This is a genomic window from uncultured Cohaesibacter sp., from assembly GCF_963556055.3.
GTDB lineage: Bacteria > Pseudomonadota > Alphaproteobacteria > Rhizobiales > Cohaesibacteraceae > Cohaesibacter.
Genome location: NZ_CAUVYE020000002.1, coordinates 54,175 through 69,550, shown reverse-complemented (window position 1 = coordinate 69,550; position 15,376 = coordinate 54,175). Strand labels below are relative to the sequence as shown.

General features: G+C 54.5%; 12 protein-coding genes. 4 read left to right on the top strand and 8 right to left on the bottom strand.

Translation table 11 applies throughout. The annotated features are described in order from the left end of the window. Nucleotides 1–7: 7 nt before the first annotated feature. The 3 genes from ACHZB8_RS00420 to ACHZB8_RS00410 are packed head-to-tail and all read right to left on the bottom strand — an operon-like array spanning nucleotide 8 to nucleotide 4,298. A complete protein-coding gene (locus ACHZB8_RS00420; RefSeq protein WP_316857925.1) occupies nucleotides 8–2,695 on the bottom strand; it encodes a family 78 glycoside hydrolase catalytic domain in 2,688 nt (895 codons plus the stop codon). A 5-nt stretch (nucleotides 2,696–2,700) separates the two neighbouring features. After that, nucleotides 2,701–3,378 carry a GntR family transcriptional regulator gene (locus ACHZB8_RS00415; protein ID WP_316857924.1) on the bottom strand — a complete coding sequence of 226 codons (678 nt, stop codon included), beginning with the start codon at nucleotides 3,376–3,378 and terminating at the stop codon, nucleotides 2,701–2,703. A gap of 20 nt (nucleotides 3,379–3,398) precedes the next feature. Then, entirely contained in the window at nucleotides 3,399–4,298 is a 900-nt protein-coding gene (locus tag ACHZB8_RS00410; RefSeq protein ID WP_316857923.1) for a dihydrodipicolinate synthase family protein, read from the bottom strand. Between the two features lie 198 nt (nucleotides 4,299–4,496). Between ACHZB8_RS00410 and ACHZB8_RS00405 the strand changes: the two genes are divergently transcribed. The 3 genes from ACHZB8_RS00405 to ACHZB8_RS00395 all read left to right on the top strand — a co-directional run bounded on the left by ACHZB8_RS00405 (nucleotide 4,497) and on the right by ACHZB8_RS00395 (nucleotide 7,436). Beyond that, the gene (locus tag ACHZB8_RS00405) at nucleotides 4,497–5,486 is read left to right on the top strand and encodes a sialic acid TRAP transporter substrate-binding protein SiaP (protein WP_316857922.1); all 990 of its coding nucleotides are present in this window, start codon (nucleotides 4,497–4,499) and stop codon (nucleotides 5,484–5,486) included. Nucleotides 5,487–5,499: 13 nt separating this feature from the next. Further along, on the top strand, nucleotides 5,500–6,006 hold the full coding sequence (locus tag ACHZB8_RS00400; protein WP_316857920.1) for a TRAP transporter small permease: 507 nt from the start codon (nucleotides 5,500–5,502) through the stop codon (nucleotides 6,004–6,006). A gap of 122 nt (nucleotides 6,007–6,128) precedes the next feature. Further along, complete coding sequence (locus tag ACHZB8_RS00395) at nucleotides 6,129–7,436, top strand: TRAP transporter large permease (RefSeq protein WP_316857918.1); 1,308 nt, start codon at nucleotides 6,129–6,131, stop codon at nucleotides 7,434–7,436. 101 nt (nucleotides 7,437–7,537) lie between these two features. Here the strand turns inward: ACHZB8_RS00395 and ACHZB8_RS00390 are convergent, their stop codons facing one another. Next, complete coding sequence (locus ACHZB8_RS00390) at nucleotides 7,538–8,956, bottom strand: phosphomannomutase (protein ID WP_316857917.1); 1,419 nt, start codon at nucleotides 8,954–8,956, stop codon at nucleotides 7,538–7,540. Between the two features lie 358 nt (nucleotides 8,957–9,314). Here ACHZB8_RS00390 and ACHZB8_RS00385 point away from each other — a divergent pair, with 358 nt between their 5' ends. Further along, complete coding sequence (locus tag ACHZB8_RS00385; protein WP_316857916.1) at nucleotides 9,315–10,463, top strand: mannose-1-phosphate guanylyltransferase/mannose-6-phosphate isomerase; 1,149 nt, start codon at nucleotides 9,315–9,317, stop codon at nucleotides 10,461–10,463. Between the two features lie 236 nt (nucleotides 10,464–10,699). Here the strand turns inward: ACHZB8_RS00385 and ACHZB8_RS00380 are convergent, their stop codons facing one another. The 4 genes from ACHZB8_RS00380 to ACHZB8_RS00365 all read right to left on the bottom strand — a co-directional run bounded on the left by ACHZB8_RS00380 (nucleotide 10,700) and on the right by ACHZB8_RS00365 (nucleotide 15,312). Next, complete coding sequence (locus ACHZB8_RS00380; protein WP_316857915.1) at nucleotides 10,700–11,878, bottom strand: GTP-binding protein; 1,179 nt, start codon at nucleotides 11,876–11,878, stop codon at nucleotides 10,700–10,702. 1 nt (nucleotide 11,879) lies between these two features. Continuing rightward, on the bottom strand, nucleotides 11,880–12,551 hold the full coding sequence (locus ACHZB8_RS00375; RefSeq protein ID WP_316857914.1) for a DUF1638 domain-containing protein: 672 nt from the start codon (nucleotides 12,549–12,551) through the stop codon (nucleotides 11,880–11,882). A 9-nt stretch (nucleotides 12,552–12,560) separates the two neighbouring features. Continuing rightward, on the bottom strand, nucleotides 12,561–14,192 hold the full coding sequence (locus ACHZB8_RS00370; RefSeq protein ID WP_316857913.1) for an ASKHA domain-containing protein: 1,632 nt from the start codon (nucleotides 14,190–14,192) through the stop codon (nucleotides 12,561–12,563). A 115-nt stretch (nucleotides 14,193–14,307) separates the two neighbouring features. Further along, a complete protein-coding gene (locus ACHZB8_RS00365) occupies nucleotides 14,308–15,312 on the bottom strand; it encodes a uroporphyrinogen decarboxylase family protein (RefSeq protein ID WP_316857912.1) in 1,005 nt (334 codons plus the stop codon). Nucleotides 15,313–15,376: the final 64 nt, after the last annotated feature.

Here is a 15,376-nt window from a genome sequence, read left to right as displayed (position 1 = left end):
CAGGCCCTCAGGCCTGGTCTGACTGGTTTACAATTTTGAGCGCATGGGTCCCCGACCCGAGTTCGAACGCGTTTCCTTTCTCGGATGTCAAATCGGGTGGCAAAACCACTTGCGCAGTGACGTTTGGCGCAAGAGTAACGGTCCACAGAATATGACCGTTGTCATAGCGCCAATGGCTCTCTATCCGGCCACTTTGCGCGTCATAAGATGCATTGAGCCATCCAATACGGGGGTCGAAAACCGGCCTTATGAGGAGCTTGCGAAAGCCCGGAGCCGTCTCTTCCCAATCGAACCCCGCCAGGCGCGACCATATCCATTCGCCAACCGCGCCATACGCATAGTGATTGAAGGAATTCATGGCGGTGCTCTGGAAGCCTTTTTCCTCTGTCCAGCCATCCCAGCGTTCCCAAATCGTGGTTGCCCCATGCTTGATGGAGAACCCCCAGCTTGGATAACTGTCCTTGAGCAATAAATCGACCGCCAGTGAAGCGGCGCCATGATCCGATAAAACCGGACACAGGTGTCTTACACCCAAAAAGCCGGTCTGCAAATGCCCATCGGCGGCCTTTATCAGCTTCACAAGCCGGTCTGTGGCAATTGGTTCGAGATTTGCTGGCAGGATTTTGAAATCAAGGGCCAATAAATAGGCTGTCTGCGTATCACCCTTGAGCGTGCCCTCCGGCTGCCAGAAGGTCTTTGCAAAGATATCCCGCAAGCGTGCCGCCAAGCGCTGCCAAGGTTCATTGTTCCTGCCAATCACACGAGCAATCTTGCCCATCAGGTCTGCCAAATGAATCCAGTAGGCGCTGTTGAGCAGATCCCTGTTGGTTTCCGGGCCGATGCTCAGCCAGTCGCCATAATTGTTGTTGACCTGATTGCAGCGAATACCGCCCGGATTGTGGCTTTCGATATAAGTCATCCAGGCGCAGAAGGGCTCCCAGCAGCGTTCCAGCATCGCCCTGTCGCCATAGCGTAAATAATGATGCCAGGCCATGATGATCGGCGCATCACCCCATGCCGGGGCTCCGGGCTGTGGCGTTAGCCGATAGGGGTTGAGTGGCTTGGTCGGGGCGACATCGGGAAAGGCGCCTTCAGGCGACTGTCCGTCTATCAGGTCTTCCATCCATTTGTTGAGGAAGGCCGAAACATCCATGAAATAGCCAGCGGTTTTCCAGAAAACCTGCGCATCGGCGCTCCAGCCATAGCGCTCGTCCCGTTGCGGGCAATCGGTCGGAACCGAAAGGAAATTGTCCCGCTGGCTCCAGAAGATGTTGGACAGGAGCTGATTGACCATCGGGTGGCCGGTTTCAATGCTCCCGCAAACGGGTGTGTTGGTCTGGATGGCAATTGCAGCGAGGCGGGGCGGTCTGTTGTTCCCCCCCTCGATGGTCAATTCGACATATTGAAAGCCATGGAAGGTGAAGCGTGGGCGAAAGGTCTCGATGCCTGCTCCGCGCGCGATATAAATGTCTTCCGAAACTGCATAACGCAGATTGGCGGTATAAAGCGCACCCGTGTCATCAAGGCGCTCGCCATGCCGCAAAGTGAAGCGCGTGCCTTCATCCGCTTCGATGGTGAGTTCCACATAGCCCGCGAGATTGTGACCGAAATCATAAATGAAGCTGTTTTCCCCAACCGTCTTGATCGATTCGGGATCGAGACGAGCCACTTCTCTCGCCGGTTGACAGCGGGATGCATCAAGGTGTGGACAACCGGGCTCGGGGATGATTTCTTCGACCGGCTGCCACATAACCGTGGAGAGGCCTGCCACACACCAGTCATCCAGGCTCAGGCGGGCATCATACATCTCGCCAGCTAGAAAATCGGAATAGCAGATCGGTCCCTGACGGGTCACCCAACTGCCATCGGAGAAAAAACGCTCCACCCGGCCATCGGCATATTCCAGATGTAACTGGCAGATAAGGGCCGGGCGTCCGCCATAATGATTGCCAGCCCGGCGCTGATTGTGACCGACGCGCCCGCTATACCAGCCTTCGCCGATGATTGCGCCCAGGCAATTGGCTCCCGCCTTGAGATGTGCGCTCACGTCGTGGCATTGATATTCGACCCGCTTGTGATAATCGGTCCAGCCCGGCGCCATGACATCGGATCCGATCCGCGTCCCGTTGATATAGAATTCATAAAGCCCCAGAGCGGAAAGATAGACAGTGGCGCGTACCGGTTGGCTTTCAAGGGTAATCTCCTTGCGCAAATAGTCGGCAGGACGCGCCTGAAAGCGATTGTCATAAAGATTGTCCTGGGGAATGTCGCGCCCGGCGGGCAGCACAAAATAACGACCGATCCATGATGCGTCCCAGTCGTCGCGACCAAGGCCTGTCATCACTCTTGCAGGAGCCGCAAAGTCGGATACGGAGCCGTTTTCATCCCAGATCTGGACGCTCCACCAGAAGGTGAGGTCCGCAGGCAGGCGCGCGCCGCCCCATTTGACGAAGTCCGGGCAGCCATCCTGTTTGCCACTGTCCCAGAGCGAGCCGATTCCGCCTTTCACATCCTCTTGGCCTTGCGATGCCACAAGACGCCAGGCAACAGCCTTTCCCTTGGCCTTGGCCATATCGCTCCATTCGAGAGCCCAGCTGAAAATCGGTTTATCGGTATTGAGGCCGAGGGCCTCTTCCAGATGTTGGCAATGAAGCCGAATGGGCCGGATGCTGCAAGAATGGGCGTTCAAACTCATTGTATCTAGATTTCTGTCGCCCTTTGGCGAGCGTGGGAAATGTGGATATCCATCGCCTCAATGGCAGCCACAGGATCACGTTTGGCAATTGCATCGATGATGGCCAGATGATCTGTGAATGTGTGAGGCAACAACAATTCGGTCAGGCTGATGCGATCATGGCGAATAAGGCGGATGCGGATCGAATTGATATTGTAGGAATGGATGAGGATTTCATTGTTGGTCTGGCGGATAAGAACGTTGTGGAAATCGGTATCAATCTGCTGACCGCGCTGCAAAACTTCCTCAGTCACACCTTTTTCCACAGCTTCCACAATGTCGAGATGCAGCTTGCGCTGTTCATCAAGGACACTGTCCGGCAACGTTTTCACCGCATGCAAAACCGCTTCGCGCTCCAGTGCTGCACGCATCTGGAAAGCGTCGCGAATCATTGGCAGATCAATGGCGGTGATCTGAATTCCCCGCTGAGGAACAACGGTAACCAGTCCCTCAGCTTCAAGCCTCGGTAACAGCTCCCGCAATGCCCCGATGGACAGATTGAGAAGTTTGACCAGGTCTTTTTGGCTGACCAACTGGCCGGATTTCAGCTCGCCGTCAAACAAGGCTGCCTGAAAGAGTTCATAGGCCATTTGTTTAACGCTTTGAGAAGCATCCGACTTGTTGGCCAGTGCAGGATCCGCCATCAATTTAACCTCTTTCCTGCTCAGGCCACCAGGGTTTCGGCGTCGCTGAGCTCCATTTTAATTTTCGACATCTTGTCCGAGGAGAGCGGCTTCAAAGGAGGAACGACGCGAGCGAAAGCGGGATCGTCATAACGCTCTGCCATGATTGCCTTGAGAACAGTCAGACCGCCATTACCATCCACAGCTTCAATGCGCTTCGTTGCCCGTTTGATGAACCCTTCGGAGACTCCACCAAGATATAGTTGCACGCAGTCCTTTGCAAACGGGTTCGTCATTCCGCCAATCATTCCGGCCCCGCCAGCATCTACCATCTGACGCAGAATGGCATCGCTGCCAGTAAAGACCGAAAGTTGGGGAAAAACTTCGATAAGGGGCAGGCCAGAGTTCAGATCACCGGTGGAATCCTTGATTCCGATGACAAGCTTGCCCAGCCGAGCGAGCACTGCCTGGACCTGTTCGACCGTGAAGGTGATGCCACTGAAATGTGGAAAGTTGTAAAGGACAATCTCCAACCCCGGATTTCCGGCGCGTTTGACCAGTGCTTCATAATAGTCCGCAACCCCTTCGACACCGGCCTCGCGGTAGAAAAAGGGCGGGATGATGAGGGCGGCGCGGCATTTCAGCTTGGCAACCTCGGCATACATCGTTGCTGCGTCATCGAGGGAGGCGGTCATAATGCCAGGAATTTGCCGGGACATGTCCAAGCCCAAATCCTTGAGAGCATTGAGAGCCTCCAGTTTCTGGCGAACAGAAAAGGAAGCGCCTTCGCCAGTGGTTCCGAATACGGAGGTGAATGCACAGCCATCGGCCAGCAGCTGATCGCAATGATGTTTCAGCAACGGCACGTGGATGTCAAAGGCCTCGTGTAGCGGGGTTATGGCGGCGCCGACAACGCCTTTCAGATCGGTACCATTCAACATGAGACTGATTTCCTTGCAGTCAAATTAATAATTAGATCAATCGCATTATACCTCATTTGATAACTGATACAATAAGTGTTACTATCAACTGGCAAGAAGCAATTTCTTGCATTAGTCTCGTAACCGGAGTTAGTCCTATTCCGTCTTGCTTTGGACAAGCATGGCCGATTAAACTTTTGATTTATTGGGAGGAAGACCATGAAATCATACAGTCTCGCAGCCGCTCTTCTGTGCTGCTCGTTCCTGGCTGCACCAGCAGTTGCTCAAGACAAAATCGTGATCAAATACACAACAGCATCCGTTCCATCCGACCTGCATACCAAAGCAATGCACGTGTTCAAGGATGAACTTGAAAAAGAAATGCCAGGTGTTTTTGACGTTCAGATTTATGACTCGGGTTCTCTGTTCGGTCAGGGTGCCGACCTGGATGCACTTCAGCGCGGTAACGCGGAAATGACCTATCTGTCATTCCAGCTGATCGCTGACAGCCTGCCACAATATAGTGTTCTGACCGCTGGTTACCTGTTCCAGAATGCAGACCATTATCGCACCTTCCTCAATTCCGATCTCGGTGAGGAATTGCAGAAATCCGTTTCTGAAGAAATGGACGTGAAACTGCTCGATACCTGCTATCTGGGTACACGTCAGTTGAACCTGCGCGATGTGAAAGACGTCAAGACACCTGATGATCTCAAAGGTGTGAAACTGCGCATGCCTGGTTCCGATGCATGGTTGTTCCTCGGCAAGGCACTGGGTGCAAACCCGACCCCGCTTCCGTTTGGCGAAGTCTATCTGGGCCTTCAGACCGGTACCATCGATGCACAGGACAACCCGCTTCCAACTGTTGAAGCAGCAAAATTCTATGAAGTGACCAAACAGATCACGCTCACCAACCATCTGGTTGATGGCCTGAATATTGCGATCAACAACGAAACCTGGGACAAACTGGATGCGGACCAGCAGGCAGCGGTCAAAAAGTCAGCTGAAGTTTCCTGCGATTTCAACAATGCCGAGCGTTACAAAGAAGAAGCCCGCCTTGTTGATTTCTTCAAGGAAAAAGGTCTTGTCGTAACCACGCCTGACGTTGACGCTTTCCGCAAACATGTGCAGGACTACTATTTCAGTTCCGATCGCTCTAAAGACTGGCCGGAAGGCTGGGTAGAGAAAATCAACGCAATGGCTAAATAAGGAGCTATTGACTATGCCCGGCTCATCGTCCGAGGCAAATCTGATCCGCGTCGGCCGCCTGCTCAAGCGGCTGGCCGACGCAATCGGTGTGCTTCTCTTTTTAACGGCCTTCAGTGGCTTCATCCTTCAGATTTTCTATCGCTATGTGATGAACGCGCCTCTTCTCTGGACAGAAGAAGTGACCATGATCGCTTTTATCTGGACGGTCTTCTGGGCTGCCGCATTCATGACGCCAATAAAAGAGCATGTGTCTTTTGATGTGGTCTATGAAGTCGTATCAGAAGAAAAGCGTCGCATCTTCAATCTCATCTCGATGGCATTTCTGATTGTCGCCTTCATTGTGCTGATCCCATACACCTGGGATTACCTTGAATTCCTGACGCGGAAGAAAAGTGCTGTTCTGCGCTTGCCGATGTATCCCATTTACGGATGCTACATTCTCTTCCTTATCGGGTTCACAATTCAAGCCATCCACCGTGTCTGGTCGCTCTTGGGCAAAGACTGGCGAGATTACATCTAGAGCGTATTCCGTTTTATCCCCTCACGATGGAACGCAAAGAATTCGCGCCCTAACAAATGGATAGAGCCTGTCAAGAAAATCAATAAACGCGGCACGCTCTAGGAAAATTTAGGCAAACGAATATGGAATTCCTTTCCGACTATGCTCTACTGATCATGATCATTCTCATGGTTGGTATTACAATCACGGGTCTGCCTCTCGGGATCGCGATGATTGTCTCCAGTATTTTCTATCTGCTGCTGGCTGGCCGGGATGTTGGTCTGGCCGCCGAGAATGTGCTTAATGGCGTCTATGGCAACTTTGTTGCGCTGGCTGTCCCCCTCTTCATCTTTGCCGCCAACATCATGAATGCCGGCAAGGTCTCAGACAGGATATTAACCTTCGCCCTTGCACTGGTTGGGCGGGTGCATGGCGGTCTTGCTCAGGTCAATATCATGACCTCGCTGATCTTTTCCGGCATGAGCGGGTCTGCGATTTCCGACGTCGCAGGCGTTGGCAAGGTTATCACCGACATGATGACCAAGGAAAATCGCTACCCACGCGGGTTTGCGGGCGCGCTGACTGCGACTTCCGCAGTGGTCGGGCCGATTTTTCCTCCTTCGATCCCGGTGGTCTTCTATTCCCTCATTTCCTCGACCTCTGTGGGTGTGTTGTTCCTGGGTGGCGTTGTTCCTGCCTTCATGGTTTGCACGACACTTGGCATCGCGGTTTACATCATGGCCAAATTGCGCGGCTTCCCGGTTGAAGAAGCGATCCCCTTGCGCACATTTCCAATGATTTTTCTGCGTGCCTTTCCAGCTCTCCTGATGCCGGTCATCCTGCTGGGCGGAATTTATTCCGGTGCATTCACCCCGACCGAAGCAGCCGCAGTCTCGGCCTTCTATGCCTTGTTGCTGGCCGCATTTGCCTATCGGGTTCTTGGCTTGAAGGAATTCTGGCAAGTGGTGGTTTCCACCGTCAAAACCACAGCGGTCGTTACCATCGTGCTTTGCGGTGCCTACATCTTCAACTATGTGGTGACCGTTGAACAGGTCCCTCAGGCGGTCTTCAACTTCTTTGACGAAATGAACCTCAATCGCGTTCAGTTCCTGTTGATGTTGAACGTGCTGTTCCTGATTTTGGGTTGTTTCCTAGACTGCTCAACCATCCTGCTCGTGGTGACGCCGCTCTTCATTCCGACGGCTGTTGCCCTCGGTATCGACCTGCACCATCTGGGTATCGTGCTGGTCTTCAACATGATGATCGGTCTGGTGACCCCGCCATACGGAATTCTGCTCTTCATCATCAAGGCGCTCAACGGTATCCCGCTTGGCGAAATGATCCGTGAAACCTGGATCTTCCTCGCTCTGCTGATCTCCTTGTTGTTGTTGTTGACCTTCATTCCCGAACTGGTTCTTTGGCTGCCGCGATATTCCGGCATGCTGAACTGATCAGACATCGGTAACAGGCAATCAAACCAGCAAGCCCGGGTCATCATGTCCCGGGCTTTTTTGTCATCGTCAAAGCGCGAGGCAGCAAAGGCAGCGGCCTGCTAGCCTTCAACGAAAGTTCGGATCAAGGCCAATCCCTGTTCCAGAGTTCTCGCTGCCTCGGTTGGGCTTGCAGCTTCCACATAGCAGCGCATTTCAGGAGCATTGCCGGAGGGTCGAAAATGGATGATGCGGCCGTCCTCAAGCGTGACGCGCAATCCGTCCAGATCACGTGTGGATTGGACTTTGCCCATGGAAGACAGAAACCGCGAAAGGTTTTGCTCGCTTGCACGCAGATGTCGCACAAGAGCATGGCCCTGCTCTTGCGAAATCTGCTGAACGCGTCCGGAATCCGTGACGGGAAGGGAGAAGCTGGCCGCAAGGGATGACAGGCTTTTTCCGCTCTGACGCGTCGAGAAAAGCACCGCCAGTATGGGTAGAATACTGTCTCTGGTCGGCAACGGTGCCAGCATGCCTTGAGCCAGAGGGAAAGCCGAGGCGGTCAGAAAGCCGCCATTGGCCTCAAACCCGACAACACCGGTCCGGCCTTCCCGGATCGCGTCCCTCATGCCTGCAATGACAAAAGGTGAGCCAACCCGTGTGCGGACAATGCTTGCGCCCCCCTCTCTCTCAAGGCCCGAATTGCTGGTTACCGGCGTCACGATGACGTCCGCCTTGAGAAAACGCGCAGTGATCAGGCCCAACAGGTCCCCGCGCAATGGGGTGCCGTGCTCGCTGGCAACAAGCGGTCTGTCCGCATCGCCATCGGCAGAGACGATGGCATCAAGACGATGGTCACGGCACCAGCCTTCAAGGCGCGTGACCATATCCGGCGGCAGGGCTTCGGTATCAAGGGCCACAAACGTCGCGGCTCGCTCGAGCGGGACGATATCGGCCCCATATCCGGCGAGTATTTCCCTCAAGAGATCGCACCCGACCGTTGAATGCTCATATAGCCCGATCCGAAGCCCCGAAAGTGCGTTGTCTGGCAGCAAGCTCATCGCACGATCGAGAAAGGCGCGATGGGCAGCGCCGCCATCACACGCCGCCCTTGCCGTTTCAGGCAAGATGGTGCCGGCAAGCCTGTCCGCAAGGGCAGACATCTCCTGTTCGTCCTGTTTGGAAATTTCCCCATCAGGCAGATAGAATTTGATGCCGTTCAGATCTTCCGGGATATGGGAGCCAGTGATCATCAGGGCCGCGGACTTTTTCAACATGGCATGGTGAGCAAGGGCCGGGGTCGGGATGGCGCCACAGAAAACCGGCATGAAGCCTGCATTTGAGATGGCACCAATGCACAGCGCCGCGATGTCCGGACTGGAGGGGCGCAAGTCCTCGGCCAGAAAGATCGGATCGCCTCTGGAAGCCAGTTGTCTTTGCCGGAGCATTTCACAGAAGGCCGCAACATATAGGGATGTTGTCTGGCCACAGAGTTCTTTTGCTGGCCCGCGCAATCCACTGGTTCCAAACCGGACTGTCATCTCGAATCCTGTACTTTTGGTATTCCCGTCAGGATTGTACAGCCAAAAATGAATTTGTGCTGATGTCTCAATCTTTCGGCAACAAAAAATTTACAACCTCAACCTAAAGTTTCCGACATGCAATCCTTGCCGTTAGTCAAAGTGATATCGCGGCTAAATGTCCGCATATATTGGGAAAACTGTCAAATATCGGTAGAGTGTATACTGATAAGCTGGGCTTGATGAGAAAATCGGGCAAACCGGAACAAAGGCAATCAAGCGCAAGGTCGGCTTTTTGAACAATCTGCTTCTGGCGGCATCAAGGCATTCTCGCGCCTATGGCTTGCAAGCAAGACACTCGGACTGAAAGAAGGTTTCGATGATAACCCCTATTCTGTTATGTGGCGGATCCGGAAAGCGTCTTTGGCCCCTGTCGCGCAAGAGCTATCCCAAACAGTTCATTCATCTCGATGGAGATGAAACCATGTTTCAGGCTTCGGCAAACCGCTTTATCGGTGAGGGTTTCCACAAGCCGGTTATTGTCACCAATTCCGATTTTCGCTTCATCGTCGTCGAGCAGCTGCTGGAGGTCGGGATTGATCCCGGTCCGATTCTGATAGAGCCGGAGCGTCGGAATACGGCTCCTGCGGTTTTGGCTGCGGCCATGTTTCTTGCCCGCAAGGATCCAGACAGCCTGTTGCTTGTCGCTCCGACCGATCATGTCGTCCCCGATGCAGAAGCCTTTCGTGCCGCAGTCAAATTCGGACAGCAAGCCGCGCGCGACGGCCAGTTGGTGACATTTGGCATCAAGCCGACCCACCCCGAAACAGGATATGGCTATCTGGAATTCTCCACGGCACCGCAAGGTGAGGATCTGCAACTGCTGCCGCTCAAGCAATTTGTCGAGAAACCAGAGCTCCAAAGCGCAACCGAGATGGTCGCATCGGGTAACTTTCTCTGGAATGCCGGGATTTTTCTCTTTTCTGCCAGGGCCATTATCAAAGCTTTCGAAACCCATGCCCCTGAGCTTGTCGAACCGGTTTCAAATTCTGTCAACAACGCCGAAGAGGATCTTGGCTTCCTGCGGTTGGCCGCCGACAGCTGGAGCAGGGCCGAAGAAATATCGATTGACTATGCCGTCATGGAAAAGGCGGGTAATCTGGCAGTCGTCCCCTTCGCCTCGGACTGGTCAGATCTGGGCGGTTGGGACGGGGTATGGCGCCAAAGCAACAAGGATGAGAAAGGCGTCTCCACTTTCGGCTCTGCCACGGCCATCGATTGCAACAATTGCCTGATATGGTCCGAGGATCGAGATCTGGAGGTAGTCGCGATTGGTCTTGAAAATGTCATCACGATCGCAATGCCCGATGCCGTTCTGGTCATTGATGCCTCACGGGCCCAGGATGTCCGAAAAGCGGTTGATGCCCTGAAATCCAAGAAATCAAGTCAGGCCGAAGCCTTTGCAGGCGATCCTCGCCAATGGGGATGGTTTGAAAGCCCGTTGCTCAAAGGTCTCGACACCCTGTAGCCAAGCCAATACCGAATGATGCCCCGTGCCATGAGGCGTGCGGTCCGGGTTCACAGTCGTGCGTCCACGCATCTTGCCTCTTGCCCATTGCTCAGCGCGGTCCAGATCCCGCCATGCGTGTGTTGGGTGCTCGAGAAACCGTTGAAACGGAACAAGTCGATGGTGGGGCAGGGAAGATCGCCCACCCGGTATGGACGTCTTCTTGCTTTGATCCGCCTTGATTGAGGACGATTGGCCTATAAATAGACCTTTCTCAAAGCGTCGGTCACCTTGGAAGAGGGCAGGCTGTCGACGATGAACACGAGCGCCGATCTGCTTTCCCCTTCAGGCCATCGTTTCAAGGCGACGGGAGCATGCATCAGATCCTGAACGCCCTGAATGAGCGTAGGGGTTTCCTCCCCTTCGAATTGGACAAGGCCCTTGAAGCGCAGCAGCTTCTCGCCGTAACAACTGCCAAGACCTTCCAGTGCAGCCAGAAGCGGTTTGCGTGCAGGAGGGCGCTGAAAGGGGACCATGAAAGTCTGTATGCCAACGCCATCCTGATGGTCATGATGATGATGGTCATGATTGCAATCATCAAATTGCCCGTCATCGTCATGGCAATGTGCGTGTTCGTGCTCGTGATTGTGATGATGCTCATGCTCGTGATCATGCTCGTGGTCATGGTCATGGGTCTCATCCTCTCCGACCAAACCGAGGTGAGCCGACTGCCCGGCATGGATGTCGCGCCTGTTGCCACCTGTCAGAAGATTTGCCAGATCATTCTCTTCCTCACCAGATCCCAACACCAGCCCCGGATCTATTTCTCCGGCGACCGAAACAAGGTGATCAGCGCCGGGGTTGACATTGGCAAGCTTGCGCTCGAGTGCGTCTTTTTTCGCGGGCCCCGCCAGATCGCTCTTGCTGATCAGCAGACAATCGGCCATAGCCACCTGATGCAGGCACTCGCGTTGGGACTCCATGGTCCTGATGCCATTCACGCAATCCACCACTGTAACAACCCGGCCAAGACGATAGCTTTCCAGTAACAGCGGGTCTGTCATCAGGATCTGCATGATGGGGGCGGGATCGGCAAGCCCGGTGGTCTCCAGTATCACATGATCAAACGGGGGCAGGACTTCGGCGTCACGCTGGGCGGCCAGATCCAGCAGGGTAACAGCCAATTCGCCTCTGAGCGTACAACACACGCATCCCGATTTGAGAAGCACCACCTCATCGGTGAGATTTTCGATCAACAGATGGTCTATGCCAACCTCGCCATATTCATTGATCAGCACAAGACTGTTCTTGAAGGCGGGATCCTGGAGAATTCGATTGAGAATGGTGGTTTTGCCGGCTCCCAGAAAGCCGGTTATGATGGTGACCGGGATTGTCTCGGCGACATTGGCTTCGGAATCGGATATTGCGGGTATCATTTTATTCCTCCTCATTTGACATCATCATTTCCAGACTGATGTCCGTTCCGGGTGGGACCACCAGAACATCCCGGTTCGTCTGGCGTTCAATCATTTCTTTGATCAGGTCTGAGGTTCCCTCGATTTCGACATAATCAAGGTCAAACGTCTCGGCCATGTTGCGTGCATAGATGCGGTCTTTATCGATATCCGGCGCCGAAGGCATGATGATGTGGCAGATGCGATCATAGTGACCAAGCATCTTTTTCATCACAGCCTTCGCTTTTTCCTCGCCACGGCGCGCCTTGAGCCTCAGATAGTCGTCGAACAGGGACCCGGTGCCGTCTCCGATCCAGCCCCGACTGAGGAAATAGGCTCCCGGTTCAGTCATGGCGCGCCTGCGCTGATCTTCTTTGGAGCCAAGGAAAATTCCGATGCAGTCATCCGTCTTGAACAGGATGAGATGGGATTTCTCCGCACGAAGCCCCACGGTGGCCTGAGAGCAGAGCCCGTAACCGAGATAAATGGGGTCATATATACCGTCTGCTCGACTAACCGCTTCCTGAAGGGCGCTCCCAAGCTTTCTGGGATAGGTGTGCAGGCTGATCTCGTAGACCTCGACATCTGCATCCGGAGGCAGAAATTCCCGTATCTCTGCTTCCATGACCCGACATGTAATAGCTTTGGCGACCATGGCGCTCCTCTAGAGTTTGCTGCGAAGGATAAAAGCCCGCTGGAAACGAGGATCGGATGCAAGTTCCAGATAGAGGACCGATCTGGCGAGATCGTGAGCCTCGCTCCGGGCCTTGTTGCAGACAGAGAGCCGCCGGATACCAGCTGCCGCCGCGTTGCCAACCTGCAAGATCCGGTCACGTGGCAAATCCGGAAACAGCCCAATCTGCACCGCCTCGTCAATATCGATATAGCGTCCGAAGGCACCCGCGATGACGAGGCACTGAATATCCTCGTCCGCAAGGTCTCTGTGGCTCAGGAGACAATCAAGACCGGCCCTGATTGCTGCCTTTGCCACCTGCACATTGCGGACATCATCCTGGGTGAAGAGAACCGGAAGCGCCTTTTGGGTCGGATCACGCCACAGCACCAGTTCGCGTTGCCTGCCCTCGCACTCGACCGGCTTTCTGGGTTGAAGGCGACCGCGATGATTGACCAGTCCGGCCCTCATCAGATTGGCCATGACCGACACAACACCAGAGCCGCAAATGCCCACAGGGTCTTTGTCGCGGATGACCTTGAGAGACACTGTCTGGTCAACGATCTTAACGGCTTCCACCGCGCCGGGCGCAGCACGCATGCCGCAGCTGAGCTTGCCGCCCTCAAAGGCAGGTCCCGAGGCACAGGAAACGCTGGTCAGCTTGCCATCCTTGAAAAGACCAATTTCCGTGTTCGTGCCGATATCAAGCATCGCCCAGCAGGTGGCTCTGGTGGAGAGCATGGTTTCATAGAGAGAGGTGACATGGTCGCCACCCACAAATCCGGCAATGCTCGGGGCGACATAAAGCAGCGCCCCCTTTGCAAAGGTAAGGCCCATGTCCGCCGCGCGCCCATCAAAAGGCGCGGTTATGGCTGGCTCATATGGGGCACTGAGAAGACTGTCGATTGGCCAGTCCATGGCCAGATGCTGCATGGCGGTGTTGCCTGCAAGGGCGACAAGAGCGATGCTTTCGGTCTTGCCGCCTGTCATCTTCTGCGCAAGGCGCGCAATCGCATCCATCACGGCATCTCTGAGAGTGGATTTATTGTCTTCAGTGGCATGGGCCGCGCCCAATCGGCTGATGACATCTGCTCCGAAAGCGCTCTGCGGATTGGTCGCTGCACCTGTCTTGAGCAGGACACCGCTCGTCATGTCGATGAGGGCTGCGGCGATATTGGTCGTTCCAAGGTCGACGGCCATTGCCAGTGGTGGACCGTCAAGGGGTCCCAGAACTTCACTGCCGATTTGCCAGAAGCCGGGTTCGTCTGTGGCACGCGCAATCGGGTCTTCGATCACGATCTGTGCATCGCCACCGTCCTGCCCCAGTGCGATATTGGCCGCATAGCTCTTGGCAGGGACATGAACCGTCAGGGGGCCTTCAATCCTTGTCTGACAAGCGCGGCGCCATCCGGCACCAAGCTCATCGTCGTTGAAGCGCTCAAGATCAGCGGCCGAGGGGGGCGGAACAACGCCTTCGAGTCTGATGATGCAGGATTTGCAGATACCCCGGCCCGCGCAAGCGGATTCAACGCGCACACCGGCACGTCTTGCGACATCCAGAAGAAGTGCACCTTTCTCCGCTTCGCATGTTATGCCAGAAGGTTGAAAAGAGAGCGGAATCATTGGGTTATCCTGAAAGTGGGTCGAAAAGGCGGCTTTGAAACGGACAGGAGCAGGCGCGGAATTGACATCCGCGCCCACCAGGAGTCTTGACTGTGGGGGCGTTTTTTACAGCTCGTCAAAGAGCCTTGTTATAGCCAGACAAGACTTCAAAGAAGGCATCGATATTGGCGATTGGCGTTCCCGGAGGGATGTCGCAGCCGGAAGAAAGCACGAAATTCTTGTAGGGTTTCATGTCTTCGAGCAACTGACGCGTGGCATCAGCCACCATCTCGGGTGTTCCGATGCGGAAGATCGCAGCCGGATCGACATTGCCCGAGAAGAGGACATCGTCTGGCATCTGTACCGCAATATCGGTCATCTTGACGCTGTTCCCAAGGTGCAGCATGGCCGAACCCGTCTCCAGCATGGACGGAATTTGCTTGGTCGCGTTGCCGCAATTGTGCAACAGAACTGCAAATGTGTCGTCCTGGACCAGATCGACCAGTTCCTTGACATAGTCCATGGCAAAACTTTTTGCCGCTTTGGGTGAAATCAGACCGGCAAGAGGCTCGGCTATCACAACACCATCAACGCCGGTTTTCTTGATCGCCTGAAGATAGTCCTTGAGGAACATGTTCGCCTTTTTCAGGGTCGCATGCACCATCTCGGGATCTTTGCGGGTTGCCAGAAGAGTCTTGTTGATGTCGAGCAGACGGCCCGCCAGAGAGAATGGGCCGATCACGCCGCCAAAAACCGGACGATCAGTGATGGCTTTTGCCGTTTCTTCCATGCCAAGGAGATATTCACCAAGCCGTTTTGCATCGACGGCAGGAACAGCCAGGGCCTCTGCGGACTGAATGTCGGTGACCAGTGATCCGATTGCATTGGGAACTTCTTCCTCAGAGAATACGATCTCCGCGCCGAAGGCTTCCGCTTCCACGGACAGGTCCATCATGGTGACCGCTGCCGCTGTCTGATAGCGATCAGCCAGCGTCTTGATAACCCTGGCCTGCGTTTTGCCGCTTGTGACAACCTCCATGAGAGTGGCACCGGTCAGCTCCATGCCTGGATAGGTCATGACTGGAATAGCCGAAACACCCGGAGCATCAATGAGCGAGGTCTTCCATTCGGTAATGTTCATTCTTTTTCTCTTTGAATCGCGATTGAGGATCAAGGATGCCTCGACGAGGTGTGCTGATTCCTTC

Excerpts from the sequence above, each read along its gene's own strand:
- ACHZB8_RS00420 (WP_316857925.1), bottom strand. The coding sequence starts at position 2,695 with ATGAGTTTGAACGCCCATTCTTGCAGCATCCGGCCCATTCGGCTTCAT.
- ACHZB8_RS00415 (WP_316857924.1), bottom strand. The coding sequence starts at position 3,378 with ATGGCGGATCCTGCACTGGCCAACAAGTCGGATGCTTCTCAAAGCGTT.
- ACHZB8_RS00410 (WP_316857923.1), bottom strand. The coding sequence starts at position 4,298 with ATGTTGAATGGTACCGATCTGAAAGGCGTTGTCGGCGCCGCCATAACC.
- ACHZB8_RS00405 (WP_316857922.1), top strand. The coding sequence starts at position 4,497 with ATGAAATCATACAGTCTCGCAGCCGCTCTTCTGTGCTGCTCGTTCCTG.
- ACHZB8_RS00400 (WP_316857920.1), top strand. The coding sequence starts at position 5,500 with ATGCCCGGCTCATCGTCCGAGGCAAATCTGATCCGCGTCGGCCGCCTG.
- ACHZB8_RS00395 (WP_316857918.1), top strand. The coding sequence starts at position 6,129 with ATGGAATTCCTTTCCGACTATGCTCTACTGATCATGATCATTCTCATG.
- ACHZB8_RS00390 (WP_316857917.1), bottom strand. The coding sequence starts at position 8,956 with ATGACAGTCCGGTTTGGAACCAGTGGATTGCGCGGGCCAGCAAAAGAA.
- ACHZB8_RS00385 (WP_316857916.1), top strand. The coding sequence starts at position 9,315 with ATGATAACCCCTATTCTGTTATGTGGCGGATCCGGAAAGCGTCTTTGG.
- ACHZB8_RS00380 (WP_316857915.1), bottom strand. The coding sequence starts at position 11,878 with ATGATACCCGCAATATCCGATTCCGAAGCCAATGTCGCCGAGACAATC.
- ACHZB8_RS00375 (WP_316857914.1), bottom strand. The coding sequence starts at position 12,551 with ATGGTCGCCAAAGCTATTACATGTCGGGTCATGGAAGCAGAGATACGG.
- ACHZB8_RS00370 (WP_316857913.1), bottom strand. The coding sequence starts at position 14,192 with ATGATTCCGCTCTCTTTTCAACCTTCTGGCATAACATGCGAAGCGGAG.
- ACHZB8_RS00365 (WP_316857912.1), bottom strand. The coding sequence starts at position 15,312 with ATGAACATTACCGAATGGAAGACCTCGCTCATTGATGCTCCGGGTGTT.